Origin of the sequence: Treponema sp. UBA785 (genome assembly GCF_002297065.1) — a bacterium.
Taxonomy (GTDB): Bacteria; Spirochaetota; Spirochaetia; order Treponematales; family Treponemataceae; genus Treponema_D.
Genome location: NZ_DBJD01000002.1, coordinates 1 through 18,405, shown reverse-complemented (window position 1 = coordinate 18,405; position 18,405 = coordinate 1). Strand labels below are relative to the sequence as shown.

Genomic DNA, 18,405 nt, shown 5'->3' with positions numbered 1-18,405 from the left:
TCGAGGAGAAGGAGCTTTGTGTCTTCGACGAGAACCTGTGCGAGAGCAACTTTTTTGAGCATGCCGCCGGAAAGAGTTCCCATTTTGCGCGTCATATCTTTAATTCCTAGAGTGCTCAAAATCGAGCGGACTTGCGACTCGTAGTTCCAGAGAGAGCCTTTGTCCATTTCTAGCGTAAGATTGTCGAATCGGTTTTGCTGTTCCTTGTTAAAGCCTTTTTCCATTAAGAGGCAAAGTTCTTCGTATTCGCGGATTTTTGAAAGTTTTGGGCTGTTTGACTTAAAAATGTGCTGTTGAATTGTGTTGTTGGCGTCAAATTGCGGATTTTGGCTTAAAAAACTTGCTCCGCTTTCTTTGTTTATAACGACAGTTCCTTCGTCTGGTTCGAGAACTCCGGCGATTGTAGAGAGGAGCGTTGATTTTCCAGTTCCGTTGCGTCCGATGATTGCGGCTTTTTCGCCTTCATTTAAGCCGAATGTTACTCCGGTGAATAAAGGACTTTCGCGTCCGAATTTTGCAAGGTTGCTGATAGATAAAATGTTCATAAAACGCTCCTGACGCACGGAAAAATTTGCACGAAGAATAAAGAAACTATGTCAAAAAAATATATCAAATTTTTGGAATTTAGTTGACAGGCGAGAAAAAGAAAAGTATAAATAAATTATGAACGATTGAACAATTATTCAAATGTTCAAAAGAAGGTGGCTTATGGAAGATGAAATTAAAATGCCGGACGAAGATGTTTTGATTGACCTTGCCGAGCTTTTTAAGATTTTTGGAGATTCGACGCGTGTAAAAATTCTTTTTTGCTTGCATGACGGAGAAAAATCTGTTGGCGAAGTTGCATCATTGCTTGGAATGACGGACAGCGCGATCAGCCATCAACTTAAAATTTTAAAAGACAGCAAGCTTGTGCGCGGGCGACGTGACGGAAAGCAGATTTATTATTCTTTAGACGACGGCCACGTTCTTTCGATTTTGAACCAAGGAATAGAGCACGTTTGCGAGTGATTTTTGATTTTGAATTTTAATTGAGGCATGATAAAAATTACATCCTTGTAATTTTTATTATCACAGTTTGTTCAAGCGATGTTTTTACAAATTGTGATTCTTGCCATCCCTGGCTCGCTGCTAGCGCGGAATTTTATGGGAGGATTTTTTATGGAAAATTTGGTGGAAGAATTTGAAAAAAATAATTTGGAAGAAAAGAAAAATGATAAGGAACCCGATATAAAAGAAAAAAACGGTACCGACATATGTCAAAACGAAGGATGTAAAAAAGAGTATGAACATCATCACAAACATTCCTGCCCATGCTGCCATGCCCACGATTGCGATGAAGACAATGAAGAACACGAAGAAGAAGGTGAGCTTTCGCTCAGACAGATAATTTGCGCAATTGTGCTTTTTGGCGCTGCGCTTGTGGTTGAGCACCTTTCGGTTTTTAGCCGGATGTTGGGTTCAATTCAATTTGGCCCGGTTGGAATGCAAAGGCTTGTTTTTCTTGTTTTGTATTTTGCGGCGTATATAATTTGCGGAAAAGATGTTATAAAATCTGCCGTAAAAAATATTTTGCATGGTGAAATTTTCGATGAAAAGTTTTTGATGAGCATTGCTTCTGTTGGAGCGATTTTTGTAGGCGAAATTGGCGAAGCCGTTGCCGTAATGATTTTTTACAATCTAGGAGAATTTTTTCAGGATTATGCCGTTGATAAAAGCAGAAATTCAATCAGCGCATTGATGGATATTCGCCCGGATAAGGCTTTTGTTGTCCGTAACGGAAAAATCGAAGAAGAAAAACCGGAAAATGTAAAAATCGGCGAAATAATCGAAGTAAAACCAGGCGAAAGAGTTGCTCTCGATGGCGAAATTGAAGAAGGTTCGTCATTTATGGACACGAGTGCGTTGACAGGAGAAAGCGTTCCTCGAAAAGTTGAAAAAGGAAGCGCAATTTTGGCTGGATTTGTAAATATCGAGGGCGTTGTAAGAATTCGTGTTGCAAAAACTTATGGCGAAAGCGCAGTCACAAGAATTTTGGAATTGACGGAAAAAGCTGCCGAAGCAAAGGCAAAAAGCGAAAAATTCATTACCCGTTTTGCAAAATACTACACTCCAATCGTTTGTATTCTCGCGCTTGCCGTTGCAGTTCTTCCGCCGCTTGCACTCAGCGTCTTTGCGCCGGAAATTTTTGCTCAGTACGGATGGCACACATGGGTTTACCGCGCGCTTATGTTCTTGGTTGTAAGCTGTCCTTGTGCGCTTGTAATTTCGGTTCCTCTTTCATTTTTTAGCGGAATTGGAGCGGCAAGCCGGCATGGAATTCTTATAAAAGGAAGCAATTATATCGAAGCCTTGAGCAAAATTGACACTGCTGTTTTTGACAAGACAGGCACGCTCACAAAAGGCACATTTGCGGTTTCAAAAGTGTTTGTGGTTGAAGGTGTTGGCGAAGATGAGCTTTTGGCGCTTGCGGCTCATGCAGAATACTATTCGGTTCATCCAATCTCAAAATCTCTTTGCACTGCACACCAGAAAATGAATTTAAAAAACGGGCTCGACAACAGTTGCTGCGAGCTTTGTATTCGTAAAAATGCAAGGGAAATCAGCGGCCACGGAATAAAAATCGAACTTGACCAAAAAACAGTTCTTGCAGGAAACGAAAAACTTCTGGAAAAAGAAAATGTTCAGATTGACCCAAAAATCAAAATTCAGCTGGAAGAAAAAAAACTTGCCGGAACAGTTGTTCATGTCGCAGAAGATGGCATTTACAAAGGCTGCATAGTCATAAGCGATGAATTAAAAAAAGATGCAAAAAAAACAATCGGCGCTCTCAAAAAATGTGGCGTACGTCAGACAGCAATGCTGACCGGTGACAACCAGAAAACAGCCCAAATTGTTGCAGGCGAGCTTGGAATCGACCGGCTTTTTGCAGGACTTTTGCCGGAAGACAAGGTAAACCGCGTAAAAGAACTTATTGAACAAAAAACTCAAAAAAAAGGCAGCCTTGTGTACGTCGGCGACGGAATCAACGACAGTCCGGTTCTTGCCTGTGCAGACGTTGGAGTGGCAATGGGCGCGCTTGGAAGCGATGCTGCAATCGAAGCGGCAGATGTAGTCATAATGGACGACAAGCCTGAACATTTAATCGACGCGATAAAAATCAGCCGAAGCACAATGGCGGTAGTTTTGCAGAACGTAGTTTTGAGCCTCGGAATAAAAGCTGCAATAATGGTTTTAGGCGCAGCCGGCATAACAGGAATGTGGCTCGCTGTATTTGGCGACGTAGGAGTAACATTTTTTGCCGTCTTAAATGCAATGCGAATTTTAAAAAAGTAAAAAAAAGGAGCTTCCGGCGGCAAGCCGCCGTCAGGCTTTCCGTACTTCCGCTGTCGCTCCATTCGACGCAGCAAGCTGCTTACGAACGCCTTCGGCGGTACTCCAATCCTTAAGCCGGGTTTTGACTTAATTGGCCGAATGTCGGGTTTTAGTAAAACAGTTTCCAAAAATTGCCGTGTCAAGCGCGGAAATGACTCTTAAACTGCTGTTCTTATCAAAACTCGACATTTGGGTTAATAATATTTTTATAATAACTTGTTTTTTACAGATTTGCTGTGTCTTAGATTTTATCTGCTTGCTACAATGTCTATATTTTGAGAGTTTCTGGAGTTTTTTATGAAAAAAAAATTTATTAGCGCTATTTGTGCTGCGTTTTTTTCTGTTGCGGGGCTTTTTGCCGCTCAAATTTCTGCCAATGACAAGTCAGACGGCTGGGCTTCTTTTTCTGGTACAAAAGACCTTTCCGGAAATGCCGTTGTTCCGCCGTCGGCTTATGGCACAAATGGCGGAGCTGGCGCTTCTGTTGTTTTAACTGTTACTAACCGCGAAGAGCTGCTTTCTGCCTTAAAACAGGGAGAGCGCCGGATTATTTATGTAAAAGGTATAATCGACATGACAGACACAGGCAGCGGTTCTCTTTTGCCAGAAACTGTAAACGGTTCAACTGACCAAATGGACAAACTTTTAAAAGAAAAAACAGCCGGAACTGCTCTTCCTGTAAATTCTTATAAAGAATGGAAAGAAAAATACACTGCAAGTTTTAATTACAATGAAGATCAGAGCGGAAAAATTGCAGGACTTCGCACTGAGCTCAACAATTACTGGCGCGAACTTGTATTTTTGCGCTTGCAGGACAACACGACCTTAATTGGTCTTGATGAAAATTCTGGAATTGTAGGCGGAAGCGTGAGCATAAAAAAAGTGCAGAACGTAATCATAAGAAATTTGAGCTTTACAAACTGCTACAATCCTTTTCCAAAAATTGAAGAATCAGACGGCTTGAACGCAGATTTTGACTGTATTGCAATTCAAAATTCAAAATATGTTTGGATAGACCATTGTTCTTTGAGCCCGAAATTTAGCCACAAAGAAGTTGAATCCGACAAATATCTTACAAAAGACGGAGTAAGCATAAAATGGCAGGTTTACGATGGACTTTGCGATATTACGAATACAAATGATTTTGTTACGGTAAGCTGGTGCAAATTCTACAACCATGACAAAACCATGCTGATTGGAAACAGCGACAAAAAAACTGCTGACAGGCTCCATCAGACAATTACGCTTCATCACAACTGGTTTGACAAATGTACTCAGCGGCTTCCAATGGTTCGTTTTGCAACAATACATATTTACAACAATCTTTATACAAATACAGAAAGCCGCGGAATTGACCGCCGTGCAGAATGCCGCATTTACAGCGAAGCAAATTTTTTTGCAGACAAAGAAAAGTCTGTTACTTCAAATACTTTTGGCTCAATGTACGATGTTGCAAGCAAAAATATAAAAACCGCCGGACTTTCGCAAAAACCGGAATGGATTCCTGCTGATTATTATTCTTACAAGGCGGACAGCGCAGAAAACGTTGAGCAGATTGTAAAATCCGGTGCCGGAAATGGAAAAGTTTTGGTAAAAAAATAAAACTTTTTAAGTAAAACTTAGCCCCGGCTGTAGCCCCGAAGTTTTCAGGGTGGTTTTAACCGCCCTGAAAATGCAGCAAAAGCGGAAGGGCGCAAGACGGGTTAGAAGGCAGATTGTGCTCCAGAAATTTTTTAATCGGCCGGCAAAAAAAATCTTTTGAGGTTTCCATAAAATGCAAATTTGTTACATAATGCTTATATGAAAAAAAATGTTTTTAAGTATGCAAAAATTGCTGGAATTATTTGTGGAATTATTGTTGCGCTTGCCGCTGTTTTTAACATTTGCATTTACAATTTTGTTTTTCTGCCGAATTTTAGCCGGGCTGCAAAAGAACGCACTGTTGAGCACGAGATTAAATTTTATGCTGGCGAAGAAAATTACAAGCGTCATCTTGCCGACAGCGAATATATTGATTCTCTAAATCTTCCTTTAATCGAAATTACGAGTTTTGATTCCTTAAAATTAAAAGCGATTGTCTGGAATTCTGAAAATTCTTCTTCTTGCCGCGGAACTGTTCTTTTGATGCATGGTTTTCACTCTGGGCCTGTGCGGGAATTTGCGACAATCGCCAGATTTTTTCATAAGATGAATTTTAACGTTGTTATGCCTTATCAAAGGTCGCACGGTTTGAGCGAAGGAAAATTTATTACTTTTGGAATAAGGGAACGTTATGACTGCCGCGACTGGATGTTAAAAATCAATGAAATTTACGGAAACGACTTGCCGCTTTTTGTCGGCGGAATTAGCATGGGCTGTGCAACTGTCACAATGGCTTCTGGGCTGGATTTGCCGTATAATGTGCGTGGAATTATTGCCGACTGCGGATTTACTGAGCCTTATGAAATTGTGCGCTGGACAATGACGGACGAAATGCGCATTTGGCCGGGAGTTGCGAAAATTCTTCTTGATTCTGCCGGCTGGTACTGCAAAAAAATTGGCGGTTTTGGATTAAAAGAATATTCAACCTTAAAAGCCCTCGAAAAAACACAATTGCCGTTTTTGTTTATAACAGGAACTGACGACCATACTGTTCCTTACGAAATGACCGTAACGAATTTTATGCTTTACAAGCAGCGTTTTCCAGAAAAGACAAAATTGGTTCTTTTTGAAAACGTTCCCCACGCAGTTTCTTATATTGTGGATTGGGACAGATACGAAAAAGAACTGACAAAATTTGTCGAAAAATATAATTAAAAGAGTAGATGTTTTTTTGAAGTTGCGATTTTTTATTCTTGTTGTGAGGAAATGGAATTTTGCAATTTTTGAAAATAAAGACAAAATATGTGCTTTTAGCGCATAATGCCTAATATAATCAACAATTATAAAAGCAAGGATGTTTATCATGGTTGAATTTAAAATTGCTCCGTCAAATACGGGAATAATTGCCCAGACTTTTAAGAAAATTAAAGAAATAACGGCCAGCGGTTCAATTGATATTGATACGCCTGTCCGTATTTTGCTCGCTGCCGGAAAATATCCTGGAATACTTTCTTATAATCTTCCAAACCCGCTGATTCTTGAAGGAATGGCCGGAACAAAGCCGGAAGATATTGTCCTGCTTGCAGAAAATTGCGAAGCTTTTCATAAAGATACAGAAAACCGTGCTGTTTTTGTGATTGGACCGAATGCGTCTGAAGTTACATTGCGCGGTTTTACGATTGAAAATACTCACTTAAAAAGTTGCGATGACGCTTCTTTGGGAAATCAGGCGGAAGCATTGTGTTTTCATAACCAGAACGGGAGCCTTTTGTGTCAGAATATGCGTTTTATAAGCCGTCAGGACACTGTTCACGTAAAAGGTTTTAGCCGTTTTGAAGATTGCTACATTACAGGCGATATTGATTTTATCTGGGGATATTGCGACACTTCGGTTTGGGTAAATTGTAAAATTCACACAAGAGAGGACAACCGTCCAGGAATCAGACCTGCTTATGTTGTCCAGAGCCGCGCGCTAAATTCAAGACCGGGATTTATTTTTGTGGACTGCACTTTTACGGCAGACAGAAGACCGGAAGGAAGCGAGCTTTGGATTGGAAGAAGTCAGGGAACTGGAGCAAAAGACAGTGTTGACCGTTGGGACAGCATTGCCTTGATTGACTGCAAGATTGACGAAAATTACGATGATAGAATTTGGACGGACGAAGACGGCAAAAAAACGGTTTATCCTGAAAAAGGCTGCAAGGATTTTGGTTGGCGAGAATTTGGCACAAAGCGCATAAATTCAAATGGCGATGAAATAGCAGACAATACGGCAGTTAGAAATCCGCACGGATATTTTATGAAAAAAGAGGAAGCAGATTCACTTCGCAACGAATTTGCGCCGTCGGTTTAAACTGCGATTTATTGAACAAAACCGCGTATTTATTCAAAATTACTTCTTTTTAAAGTCTTGCCGTAAGTTTTTCGGTCAGCAATAATGAAAGAAATCTTATTTAAACAGCCTCGGAAAAATTCAAATTGAATAAAATGCTGTCAAAATAAAAAAGTGATTATTAAAAATGGAGGATTTTCAGACAAAATGACAAACTTGAACCTAAAAAATTTCGGCGCAAAACCGGACGGTATTTTTAATAACGGAGAAGCTTTTAAAACTGCGTTTGAAGAAATTGTGAAAAACGGAGGAGGAAAGCTTACTGTTGACGCTGGAAATTGGCTTACAGGTCCAATTGATATTCCATCGGACACAACACTTGAGCTTTCTGAAGGTGCAAGAATAGTTTTTGTCGATGATCCAGCTTTGTATCCTCCTGCATTTACCCGTTGGGAAGGTGTTGAATGTTATGGAATGCATGCTCTTGTTCGTTCTTCCGACTCAAAAAACATAAAAATTACTGGAAAGGGCACAATTGACGGCAATGGTGAAAGATGGTGGAAAACCGTAAAAGATAAAAAAGCACGCAAGCAGTCAAAACCGGAAGAACCGTACGAAATCGCGCTTGCAAAATTAAATCCTGGCTACGAAAATCAGGCTGGCGGCGGCGGCGGACGCGAAACTCAATTCTTGCGCCCGGCTCTTATTGAATTTATTAACTGCGAAAATGTTGTTCTCGAAGGAATTAAAATTGTGGATTCTCCTTTCTGGACAGTTCATCCGATTTATGTAAAAAATCTCACGCTCGAAAAAATTCACATCGAAAATCCATATTCTGCTCCAAATACAGACGGAATTGATGTTGATTCGTGCGAAAATGTAAAAATAATTGACTGCTTTGTTGCCGTTGGCGATGACGGAATTTGTATTAAATCTGGTTCTGGTCCTGACGGAATTCGGGTAAACCGTCCAACTGTAAATGTTGAAGTAAAAGGTTGTACAGTAAGAAACGCACACGGTGGAATTGTTCTTGGTTCGGAAACTGCCGCAGGAATGAGCGGAATTCACGCAAGCGACTGCGATTTGTCGGGTACAGACCGTGGAATTCGCATAAAATCTCGACGTGGACGTGGTGGCGATATTAACGATATTGAATTAAAAAATCTTGTAATGAACGATACTCTTTGTCCGATTGCAATGAATATGTACTACAAATGTGGAATTACAGACACAAAATCTCCGCTTTTCAGCCTCGAAAAAATGCCTGTAACAAGCGAAACTCCTAGAATCCACAATGTAAAAATTATTGGATGCAAGGGAACTGGCTGTAAGGCAAGCGCTGGATTTATCGTTGGATTGCCAGAAATGCCGATTGACAACCTCGAAATCCGCGACTGTCATTTTACGACAGACGAAAATTCTGACCGCTCACCAATGGAAAGCGATATGTTTTACGGATTGCCAGAAGTCAGCGTAAAGAGTTTCCGCATAAGAAATGCTCCAGGCGCAAAATTCGAAAATGTAACAATCGAAGGTCCAAAAGAAACCTTTATTTACGAATAATTTTTCTTTTCTGCAAATTAAAAAGTTCAAAATTGGATTAAAAGGCCGGATGACGACAAGTTTTTCGGCCTTTTTTATGTGCAGAAGGTTTTTATACGGCAATTTCTTCTCACTCATATAAAAAACTCGACAAAAATTTTATAAGTGGTATAATATTTTGTTAGATTAAAAAGTTTTTTTGAGGGGGAGAGTATGAAAAAAAACGTACTTTCTGTTTTTGCGGTTATTTTGACCGTCTTTTGTGGATTTTTTTTATCCTGTGAAGTTGGACTTGGAGATTCGATTGATACAAAAGCTCCGGCAGTTGAAATAACTTCACCGTCAGCAGATTATATTGTCCGTGATGAATTTACAATGAGCGGAACTTGGAGCGATGACGGCGAATTAAAGGAAATAGACGTTGTTCTTAAAAATACTTCGACTAAAAAGCAATATCCGGAAACCGATTCTTTTAAGGCGACAATTATAAAAGAAGGCGGAAAAGATGGAGGAATTTGGACTTGCAAAATAAATCCGCTCTCGGAATCTAAAATTCCAGACGGTTCTTATGAAGTTTCTGTTACGGCGATTGATACTGCTGGAAACAAAACTGGCGCAACTAAAGGTTTTGTAATCGATAACACTCCGCCTCTTCTTTCTCTTACCAGGCCTTCAACCAAATTTAGCGATGACGGAAGCAGCGCTGATTCTTATGGGCAGGATTTTTCGATTGCCGGAAGTGTAATGGATTCAAGCGATGTGGATTCTGTCGAAGTGGAAATTTACAGCGCGGAAGGCGATGATAAAGACCAGCTCAAAAAAACAGTTGTCTTAAAAAATGTTCCTCCGACAATCGATTTGTCTGTTGCAAAATGGGGAAGCGAAGCCTACGAAAGCATTTATGGAACAGACAAAAATGCCGGAACAAAAAAATACTGGTGCAAAATTTCAGTTTATGATTCTGCACGTAAAATTCCGGAAGAAGAGGGCGACAAAGGAAACTGCGCCGCATATTTTTATTTGAATAATGAAATTTCTTCCGATGTAATTCAAACTGTAAAACTTACAAACGCCTACTATATTTTAAATGGAACTTATGACGTTACGGACGAAAACCGAGAAATTGTCGAAAAAGCAAAGTCCGCGCTTTCTCAAAAACAGCTTCAAAAAGCAGTTTTTTCTCTCAATCCGCTGAACAACCCTTCTTACGAACTCTCTGGTTATACTGGACTTGATGATTTAAAAAATGCGTCTGGCTCAAATCAGGAAAAAGGCTATTTGAACGATTCTTCGTGCGAACTGATGAATAAAACCAAGCAAACAGTAAATATTTCTGCCGGCCTTGACCAGATTCCTCTCGACAAAGACACAATTGGAATTTTTCTGCAGGAATGTGACAAAAACGGAAATATCATAGAAAATGCCGAAAAAATAACATTGCTTGCTCCATGGAAAGGCCAAAAAGATTCCGACGGAAACAGAAAAATTCTAAATGAACTTTCAGAAGAGCAGCGTTCCGAACGCGAATCAAAAATCACTCCGGTTGGTTCTTATGCTTATAAGGTGATTGTCGAAGTAAACAGCGTTATTCATCCAGAATTAAAAGCCGGAAAATATTATGTTTTGGGAGTTGATTGTTATGATCAGAATGACAACGAAGCAAACAACGCTGGGAATGAATATGCATTTAAATTAAGCGCAACCGCCGCCGCTCCAGTTGTAAAAATTGACGGCGAAAAAAGTTTTTATGCAAATAAAGAATTTGAAATTTCTGGAACTGCAACTGTAAGTCAAGATGACCTTGAAATCGAGCTTTTTGCATACATTGATTCGACAGAAGATGAATTTTTTGCTTCGTCTGCGGACGGAAGAATAAATTTTGACAAAAATACAGGAAAATTCTCTCTAAATGTTCCAAAATCTGTTTTTGAAGGAAAATCGGCATTTACAGTTTTTGTTCAGGCCGGAATAAAGTCCCTTGACGGAAACCGCGGAACAGATCAGGTTCAAGTGAATTTTGATGATGAAGCTCCGGTTATTTCAGAAATTTCTGTAACTCCGATTCTTGAAGAGGACAATGAAGAAGCCGTAAACGGAATAATCACCGTAAAAGCAAACATTTCTGACAACGGAATTATAAACAAAACTGAATATTCACTGATGCAGGAAAATGGCGAAGAAAGCGGGCGCATTCTGGTTCCAAATATAAGTTCTTCTGGATTTAAAGTTGATACTACGAAATTTGATGATAACAAAGAACTTACAATAAAAATTTACGCAACTGATGTTTCTGGCAACGAAGGAATAAAATTAAAAACTGTAAAAATAAATCAAAGCAGCGACAGTCCAAAAATTAAATTCTCTAATATTGATGATAAAGTAAAAACTGTCGCAGAAATAAAAAACGGACAGAAAAATATTCTTGGAACAGACAATAATCACACTTTAATTGGTTCTGTTGAAGACGATGATGGCATAAAAACAATCAAAATTTTCTATCAGAAAATTGATGTTGAACAGGTTGTATCTGGCGAGGAAATTGAGTGGAATGAAAGTTCAGCAATTGTTATCGAAAAAGATGCCGCTGGTTCAACAAGTTTTACCTTAAAATTTGACGAACTTCCAAAGGACGAAGGCGCTTACCTTGTAAAAGTTTTGGCAGAAGATAAGCTTTCTCAGACATCTTACAGTTCTGGAAGTTCTGGACCGTTTCTTGTTGCAGTGGACAATGGCGCGCCTCAACTTGCGGTTTCAACCGTGAGCGGCGCTTTTCAGGCTGCAAATTCTCAGTTTACGGTTACAGGTTCGATAGACGATTCTTCTGCGGAAATCCGATGCTATTCTGACGCAAATTGTTCTGGCGAAGGAGCTTCGATTAAAATATCGAAAAATGCAGGAACAGACGGAAGATTTTCTTGGAATTTTGAAGAAAAAACTGGAAGCGAAGGAAAAACTCTTTGGTTTAAGGCAGAAGATTGCTTTGGTCAAAGTTCAAAACAAAAATTCTCATATATTGTCGATACTTTGCCTCCGACATTTACAATTGAAAGCGTAAACGGCGAATCTTTTAATGAGGCAGAAAAAGATGAGTCTGGATTTGTAAGAAAATACGGCAATAATAAAAATTATTTTACTCTGCGCGGAACTGTAACAGATCCTTCCGAAAAAGATGACAAAACCGACTGTTCTGGTTTGGGCGAAAGTTTCTTCTATATTCTTTCTGAAAATGAGCCTGAAAAAGACCAAAAAGGTTTTTACAAAAACGTTGCTTCAGCCTGGAAAAAGTGCGCAATTTCTCCAACGAATGATGGTTTTGAGTGGTCGGCACCGATTGATTTAAGTTCGTATGAGGAAAATGTTCCTTATACGGTTTATCTTGCTGCAATCGACAATGCCGGAAACGTGTCCGTTGCGGAGAAAAATCCGAGCGCAAAAATAATAATCACCTTGGACTCGGAAGCTCCGGAAATTAAGGCTTTTGAAAAACTTGAACCGACAAAGCTTGTTTTAAAAGCAAGAGATTCTGGAAGCGGAATTAAAGATGTAAAATTTTTGCGTAACGGAACAACGGTTCAAAAAACACAGAAAAAAACGACAGAAACAGTCACAGAAGCTGAAGGCACAAAAAAAGAATTTGAAGTTTATACGTTTATTCTCGAAAAAGAAGACGTTCCGGAAGGAACAAGCCGCTTTAGAATCGAAGTAACGGATAAAGCGGGAAATACAAAATCGTCAGACGACATAGAAATAAAGAATTTTGCCCCAAGCATTTCTCTTGTTACGGATGCGGACTCAAATGAACAGAAAAATAAATTTCTTTATTCAAATAAGGACATAATTGTAACTGCGACCGTAAAAGACGAAAACCAGATTGCTTCTCTTGATTGGAGAGAAGGAGAGACAATTTCCGGAAATGTTGCAATTGAAAAAAATAATGAAAAGCAGGACTTAAAAATTACAATTCCTGCTCCGGCAAATGATTCTGGAGAAACGACAAGAATTTTTACGGCGACAAATGTTTACGGACTTAGTTCTGAGGCAGAAGTAAAATACATTTTCGATGTTACAAAACCGGAATTCAAGGCTGAATACGAGATTGAGGGAAATCAAAAATACTCTCTGTTTGGAAAAAGCGGCGCCCAGGTAAAAATGAATGCGCACGATTTTGCAGAAATTTGGTTCAATTCTACTTCGTTAATGCTTGACGGTTGCTTTGAAGAATCAACCAGCGGAATAAAAAGTATTCGTTACGAACTTAAAAACAAAGACGGAACGATTCTCTCTCAGGGAACGAGCCTTAACGGTTCAGAAAAAGAAAATTACAAATTCTTCAATATAACTGTATCTGATTTTGAAAACAGCACAGAAAATCACTTAAAACTTTATGCAAGTGACAAAGCCGGAAATGAGCAGACAGCAGAATGGATTGTAAAAGTGGACTCAAAAAATCCAGAATTAAAGGAAAATTCTCTGTCTGTAGACGGCATAATTGAAGATGCGGACAAAAAACTTAGCAACGGCAAAAACGACGTTGTAATAAAAGGTTCAGTTTTTGACGAGTTGAGCGGAATTTCAAAAGTTCAGGTTTCTCTTGACAATGGAAAATTTGAAAAAGATGCAGTTTTGAGCGAGTCTGAAGAAATTAACGGAAAAAAATTTGAATTTACGGTTTTGAGCGCAGAATTATCTGCCGGAAATAAAACAGTTTATGCAAAAATTTTCGATAATGCAGGAAATTCACCAGAAATAAAACTTTTTGACCTGGTAATCGACAAAAAATCTCCGACGGTAACATTTATTTCTCCAAAAGATGCTGATTCAGAGGCTGAAGGAATTCAAGTAAACAAAACGATTGCGTTAAAAGGAAGCGCAGACGACAAAGATGATTTTGGCGACGGCAGATTTGATAAAGTGACCAAAATTTTCTATTCAACTGAAAAAAATTCTGCAATTGAAGACTGGAATGATTTAAAACTTGAAATAAATGGAGCTTCTAACTGGAGCGCAGAATTTAATACGGCACGACTTTCTGACGGAAAATATTTCTTTAAGGCGGAAGCTGTCGATAAAGTCGGAAACGTTGGCTATTCAGAACCTATCGAGCTTGAAATTGACCAAAATAGTGACCGTCCTGCAGTCAAAATTATTTCTTTGGAAGCTTCTGGCCAGATTGTAAGCAACAGCAAAATATCTGGAAGTGTAGGCGACGATGATGGAATTGACGGCTTGTATTATTCAACAGATTCTGCGGATTTAGAAAAAACTCCTGAACAAAGCAGCGGTTGGAAAAAGCTTGAACTTTCTTCGGATAAAACCTGGAGTTTTGAGCTTTCGGACGAAGGAAATTACGATATTTATTTCTACGCAAAGGATCTTGAGGGCGGTGTATTTTATACAAAAAATGACAACAAATTGGAAAGACCGTTCATTCAGTTTGATTCGAGTGAAAAATCGGATAACCAAAATCCTGTAAGAATTTCTCTCGATAAAACCGCTCCGTCTTTAAAGAACATAAAATGTGCGGTTTCGTCTGGAACTGAACTTCCTACGGAAGAATCTGTTTGGAAAGACCCGTACAATTTTGGCATAAATCTTGGAAATAACAGTCCTTATCTTTTTGTTCAATTTGAAATTGAAGAAAACGTCTCGATGAACGATTCTGCTTTTGACGACGTAAAATTGAGCCTTGGCAATAAAGTTTTGGATTTGGCAGGAAAACTTGAACGGACCGGAGATTTATCTTCTGACGGAAAATTGTCTTACACAGTAAGCGCGCTTGATTCAAGAAATTTTAATGTTGAAGGCAAAACTACAGTTACGGTTACGGCAACTGATAAGTCCGGAAGAACAAGTTCAAAAGATTTTAATGCCACGATAGATAATGCTGCGCCAACTGTTTCAATAGATGAAAATTCAATTGAAAATATAACTGGAAAATGCGCAATTACCGGCAATGGCAGCGATCCGAGCGGAATTTCGATATTCAATTACTTGATTCCGACAAAAGAACAGGCAAAGACTGGAGTAACCAAAAATTCTGAAGGCTGGATTCCTTTAAAAACGAGCACTGGCGAAACAATCAATGACTATTCAGAGCCGTTAAAAGAACCTCAGTGGAAAATTGAATTCAATTCATCTTCGTTTGAAAAAACAGAAAATTTGGAAAGTTTAATTTATTATGCGACTGCTAAAAATGCTGACGGAAGTCTAAACTACGCTGAAGAAATTTCTGGTGACAAAAACAAAGTAAATGTTCCGGTTTATTTTTATGTTGAAGATGCAACCGGAAATGCTGAAGTCGTAAAAGAAAAAGTTCCTGTAAATGTTCGTGGCGGAATTCCGACGGTGGAAGTTACATCGCACGAAGATTTTGCAAAAACTGGAAGCAGTGTGATTTTGCAGGGAAGCGCCGATGATGACGAAAAAATTTCTTCTGTAAAAATTACAAAAGTTGAATACGCGGTTGACGGCGAAATTACGGATTCTACGGATTGGCAGCCGATTGATGATTTGTCTGGAACTGGAATTGTCGTAAAAGGCAATATTTCGGAAAATCCAGCTCAAATTATTGCAGAAGGCACAAGAAACTGGAAAGCAGGAATTGACGTTTCAAAAATAAAAATTGAAAATGCCGTAATTAAGGCTCTTCGCTTTACTGTCGAATCTTATGACGAAAACGGCACTTCAAGTTCATTTGCTTATCCGGACGCAGTTTCTGCAGAAATTTGTCAAATTAGAATTTATGTTGATTCTGGAGTTCCAGAAGTTGGAAAAGCATATATTGTGGGATTTGATTCGAAGCCAGAGGGCGCTGACGAAGTTCCTGTCTGGGAAAAATCATATTCTGCTGGAATGTGCTTTAGCGGCAAAAAGGCAAAATTCTGGTATTTAAAAACTGTTGTAACCGATGACTCGAGCGTAATTGATGTTGGTTTGAGCATGCAAAGCGGAAATGGTTATATTTCAGCAATGAAAGAATTTGACAGTTCTGAAAGCGAAGCTGCACGCTCAAACGGAACAATTACTTTTGGTGCAAAAACGGCAGAATATACGGTTTTGATTCCAATCGATGTAAAAGAAGAAGGAAATGTTTATGCAACACTTTCCTTGAACGACGGACAACATTCTGGAGTTGAGACGAATTATGCATTTAAGATTGACAACACCGCGCCTGCCCTTTACGCCACGGACAATAAAAAACTTGCTGCCGAAAATCCTGAAAACTTGCGGCTTACAAGCCGTGGTGAAAATATCGGCCTTGTAAACGTAATTGAAAATTCTGACGGCTCGTATACTTTTGGCGACGAGCTTGAAGAAAGTGGAAGCTCGCTTGATTTTGTCGCGGTTTATTTTAAAAAGCCGGCAAATGCAGAATTCGACACAACGGAAAGAATTTTCAATCCGCTTTTTGCAACGACAGAAACTCAGAATAATAAAACCGAAGTTGCTGATGTAAAATCAGACGGAAAAGTTTACATCAACTCAGAAAATCTTCCTGCGCTTTATAAAAAAGCGACTGTTGAAAACTTGGAACCAAATGACGGAAAGTCAAAAATCACTTTTGATGGACTTGGAAGCGACTTTAACATTAACGGCAAAAACTGGAATCCCGAAATTTCAAAATTTGGACTTGTTAAGATAAATGGAACTTATCACAGAATTTCAGAAATCGAAGGCGATTATGCAATTATTGAAGACGAACTTTCGGCTGGAGAAACAGAGGCTGAATTCATCTACGCGCTTTTGATTGATCACGAAGTGATGGAAGGTTTTGATTCTACTTCCGAAACTGGAGTTTCAAACGATGATGGTGATGGGCTTGTCGAAATGGTAAAACGCAGCGGTTCAAAATATAAATGGACTGCAAGTGTTTATTCGGACAATATTCCCGACGGTCCGGCAGAAATTCACGTTGTTGCATTTGATCAGGCAGGAAATTCAAATTACGGCTATGTAAAGACGAGCATTCAGAACAATCGTCCGAGAATTTCGCGTGTAATGCTTGCAACCGACCTGAATGGAAACGGAAAATTTGACTTTTATAACGAAAAAACTTCGATTCTCAATGATTTGTCAGATGACAAAACCGTTACGAGCGGAACTCAGTTTGGCGAATTTGTATTTTATTCAACATTAAAGGTGAACAGTGGCTCTTCAAGCAACAAAGGCGATGCTCAGGCGAACGTTGTTTTAAATGGAAGAATTTTCAAAGTAAAGAAAGATCTGCTTGTTTTGCCAGAATTTGTCGGAGGAAACGGTGAGCTTGGCTATACTTACAGCCTTGAAAATTCAAAAGAAGTTGCTTTGCCTGTCAACGGAGATGTAATTGAACTTGCTAGAACTTCTGAAAAACTGAATCTTGCAGACAAAAAAGGAACAAAACAGAGTGCGGAAAGTTTGGTTCAGACAGATGATGCTCAAAAATACGGCGGCGTTTTCTTAAAAATGGATGAAAATGACCAAGGAATTGTAAAACTTGACGATGGAAGTACAAAATATCTTGCATTTACATTCTGGGACAAAACGGACGAAACAAAACAGGGAATTGACAGTTTGTGGGCAATGATAAATATTCCTGCAATAATCGATGTTAAGGATACAGAAAAACCAAATGGAACAATTAAACCGTTCTGGTGGAACAGCAAGGAAGATTCAAGTTTTGTCTATGATGACGACGGACAGCCGCTCGGACATATTGATTTGCCGGGAGCTGGCAAAACAAAACCTGGCGTTTCTGGCGAAATATTCATAAACGGAACAAGTTTTGACGACACAAGAATCGGCGAGATTCATATTGTAAAGCCTAATGGAACTGTCGGTGGAGAGGGCGATGTAAATATCATCTGGAATGAAGACGGTGAATGGAAAACTTCTGAAGACGCTGAGATTTTGAGCGAAGAAGAACCAAGTCAAGACGGACACACGATTACTTGGCGTTACAAGATTGATATGACGCCTTATGGAATTGCAACTGACAAAAGCGTAAAAACTTATGTAGTTGATGCTCAGGCAAATACGCAGGATATTTCTTCTGAAAGCCAGCAAACGACCGGAGAAAAACCAACTTGCGTTTATAATATGGACTTTGTTCCGTACATAAAGAGCATTTATCCGGCAGTTTCCGGAAGCGCTAACCGCTCAAGACTTGGAAAATTCCCTGTACGCGCAGGCGAAGACATGGTTATTGAGGGAATGAACTTTGCGAAAGGCGCAAGCTTCACGGTCAACTTCTACAAGTCAAAGACAGACGCGGACGGAAAAAGTGTTGCCGGAAATATTATTTCTTCTGAAAGTCAGAGTGGAACAATTTTAACAGTCGGACAAATCACCGTAAAGGCACCTGAATATTCACGTTGGGTTGAAGTCGTAGTTGGCGGAGTTGCGACAAGAAACAACACGAACGAGAACAGCGGCTGCAACATCGAAGAAGGCTATGTCGCAGGCGCAGAGAACGAAGCAAAGAAAATAGATAACGGTCTGTCAAAAGCCAATAAAGCCGGAACAAATTTCTGGACCGACGACAGATACATCAGCGTCTGGAAAGTAGGAACGACGTTTGACGGAAGCATTAATCC

At 39.4% G+C, this 18,405-nt stretch carries 8 protein-coding genes; 7 read left to right on the top strand and 1 reads right to left on the bottom strand.

Annotated features, from left to right (window positions below; translation table 11 throughout):
• Positions 1–545 (bottom strand): ATP-binding cassette domain-containing protein (locus B2X33_RS00085; protein WP_296666520.1); only part of this gene is annotated, 545 nt, incomplete at its 3' end.
• 163 nt (positions 546–708) lie between these two features.
• Here B2X33_RS00085 and B2X33_RS00080 point away from each other — a divergent pair.
• From B2X33_RS00080 to B2X33_RS00050, 7 genes are all read left to right on the top strand, one after another.
• Positions 709–1,011, top strand: a complete 303-nt coding sequence (locus tag B2X33_RS00080) for an ArsR/SmtB family transcription factor (RefSeq protein WP_296017356.1) — start codon at positions 709–711, stop codon at positions 1,009–1,011.
• Between the two features lie 150 nt (positions 1,012–1,161).
• Positions 1,162–3,336 (top strand): heavy metal translocating P-type ATPase, encoded by a 2,175-nt coding sequence (locus tag B2X33_RS00075; RefSeq protein ID WP_296666517.1) that lies wholly within the window; start codon positions 1,162–1,164, stop codon positions 3,334–3,336.
• 336 nt (positions 3,337–3,672) lie between these two features.
• Positions 3,673–4,977: a pectate lyase family protein gene (locus B2X33_RS00070; RefSeq protein ID WP_296666516.1), complete on the top strand. Its 1,305-nt coding sequence runs from the start codon at positions 3,673–3,675 to the stop codon at positions 4,975–4,977.
• Positions 4,978–5,175: 198 nt separating this feature from the next.
• On the top strand, positions 5,176–6,171 hold the full coding sequence (locus tag B2X33_RS00065) for an alpha/beta hydrolase (protein WP_296666515.1): 996 nt from the start codon (positions 5,176–5,178) through the stop codon (positions 6,169–6,171).
• Between the two features lie 148 nt (positions 6,172–6,319).
• Positions 6,320–7,309, top strand: coding sequence for a pectinesterase family protein (locus B2X33_RS00060; protein WP_296017379.1), 990 nt, complete (start codon positions 6,320–6,322; stop codon positions 7,307–7,309).
• A gap of 186 nt (positions 7,310–7,495) precedes the next feature.
• Positions 7,496–8,851: a glycoside hydrolase family 28 protein gene (locus tag B2X33_RS00055; RefSeq protein WP_296666512.1), complete on the top strand. Its 1,356-nt coding sequence runs from the start codon at positions 7,496–7,498 to the stop codon at positions 8,849–8,851.
• 192 nt (positions 8,852–9,043) lie between these two features.
• Positions 9,044–18,405: Ig-like domain repeat protein (locus tag B2X33_RS00050; RefSeq protein WP_296666510.1), on the top strand; the 9,362-nt coding region annotated here is incomplete at its 3' end.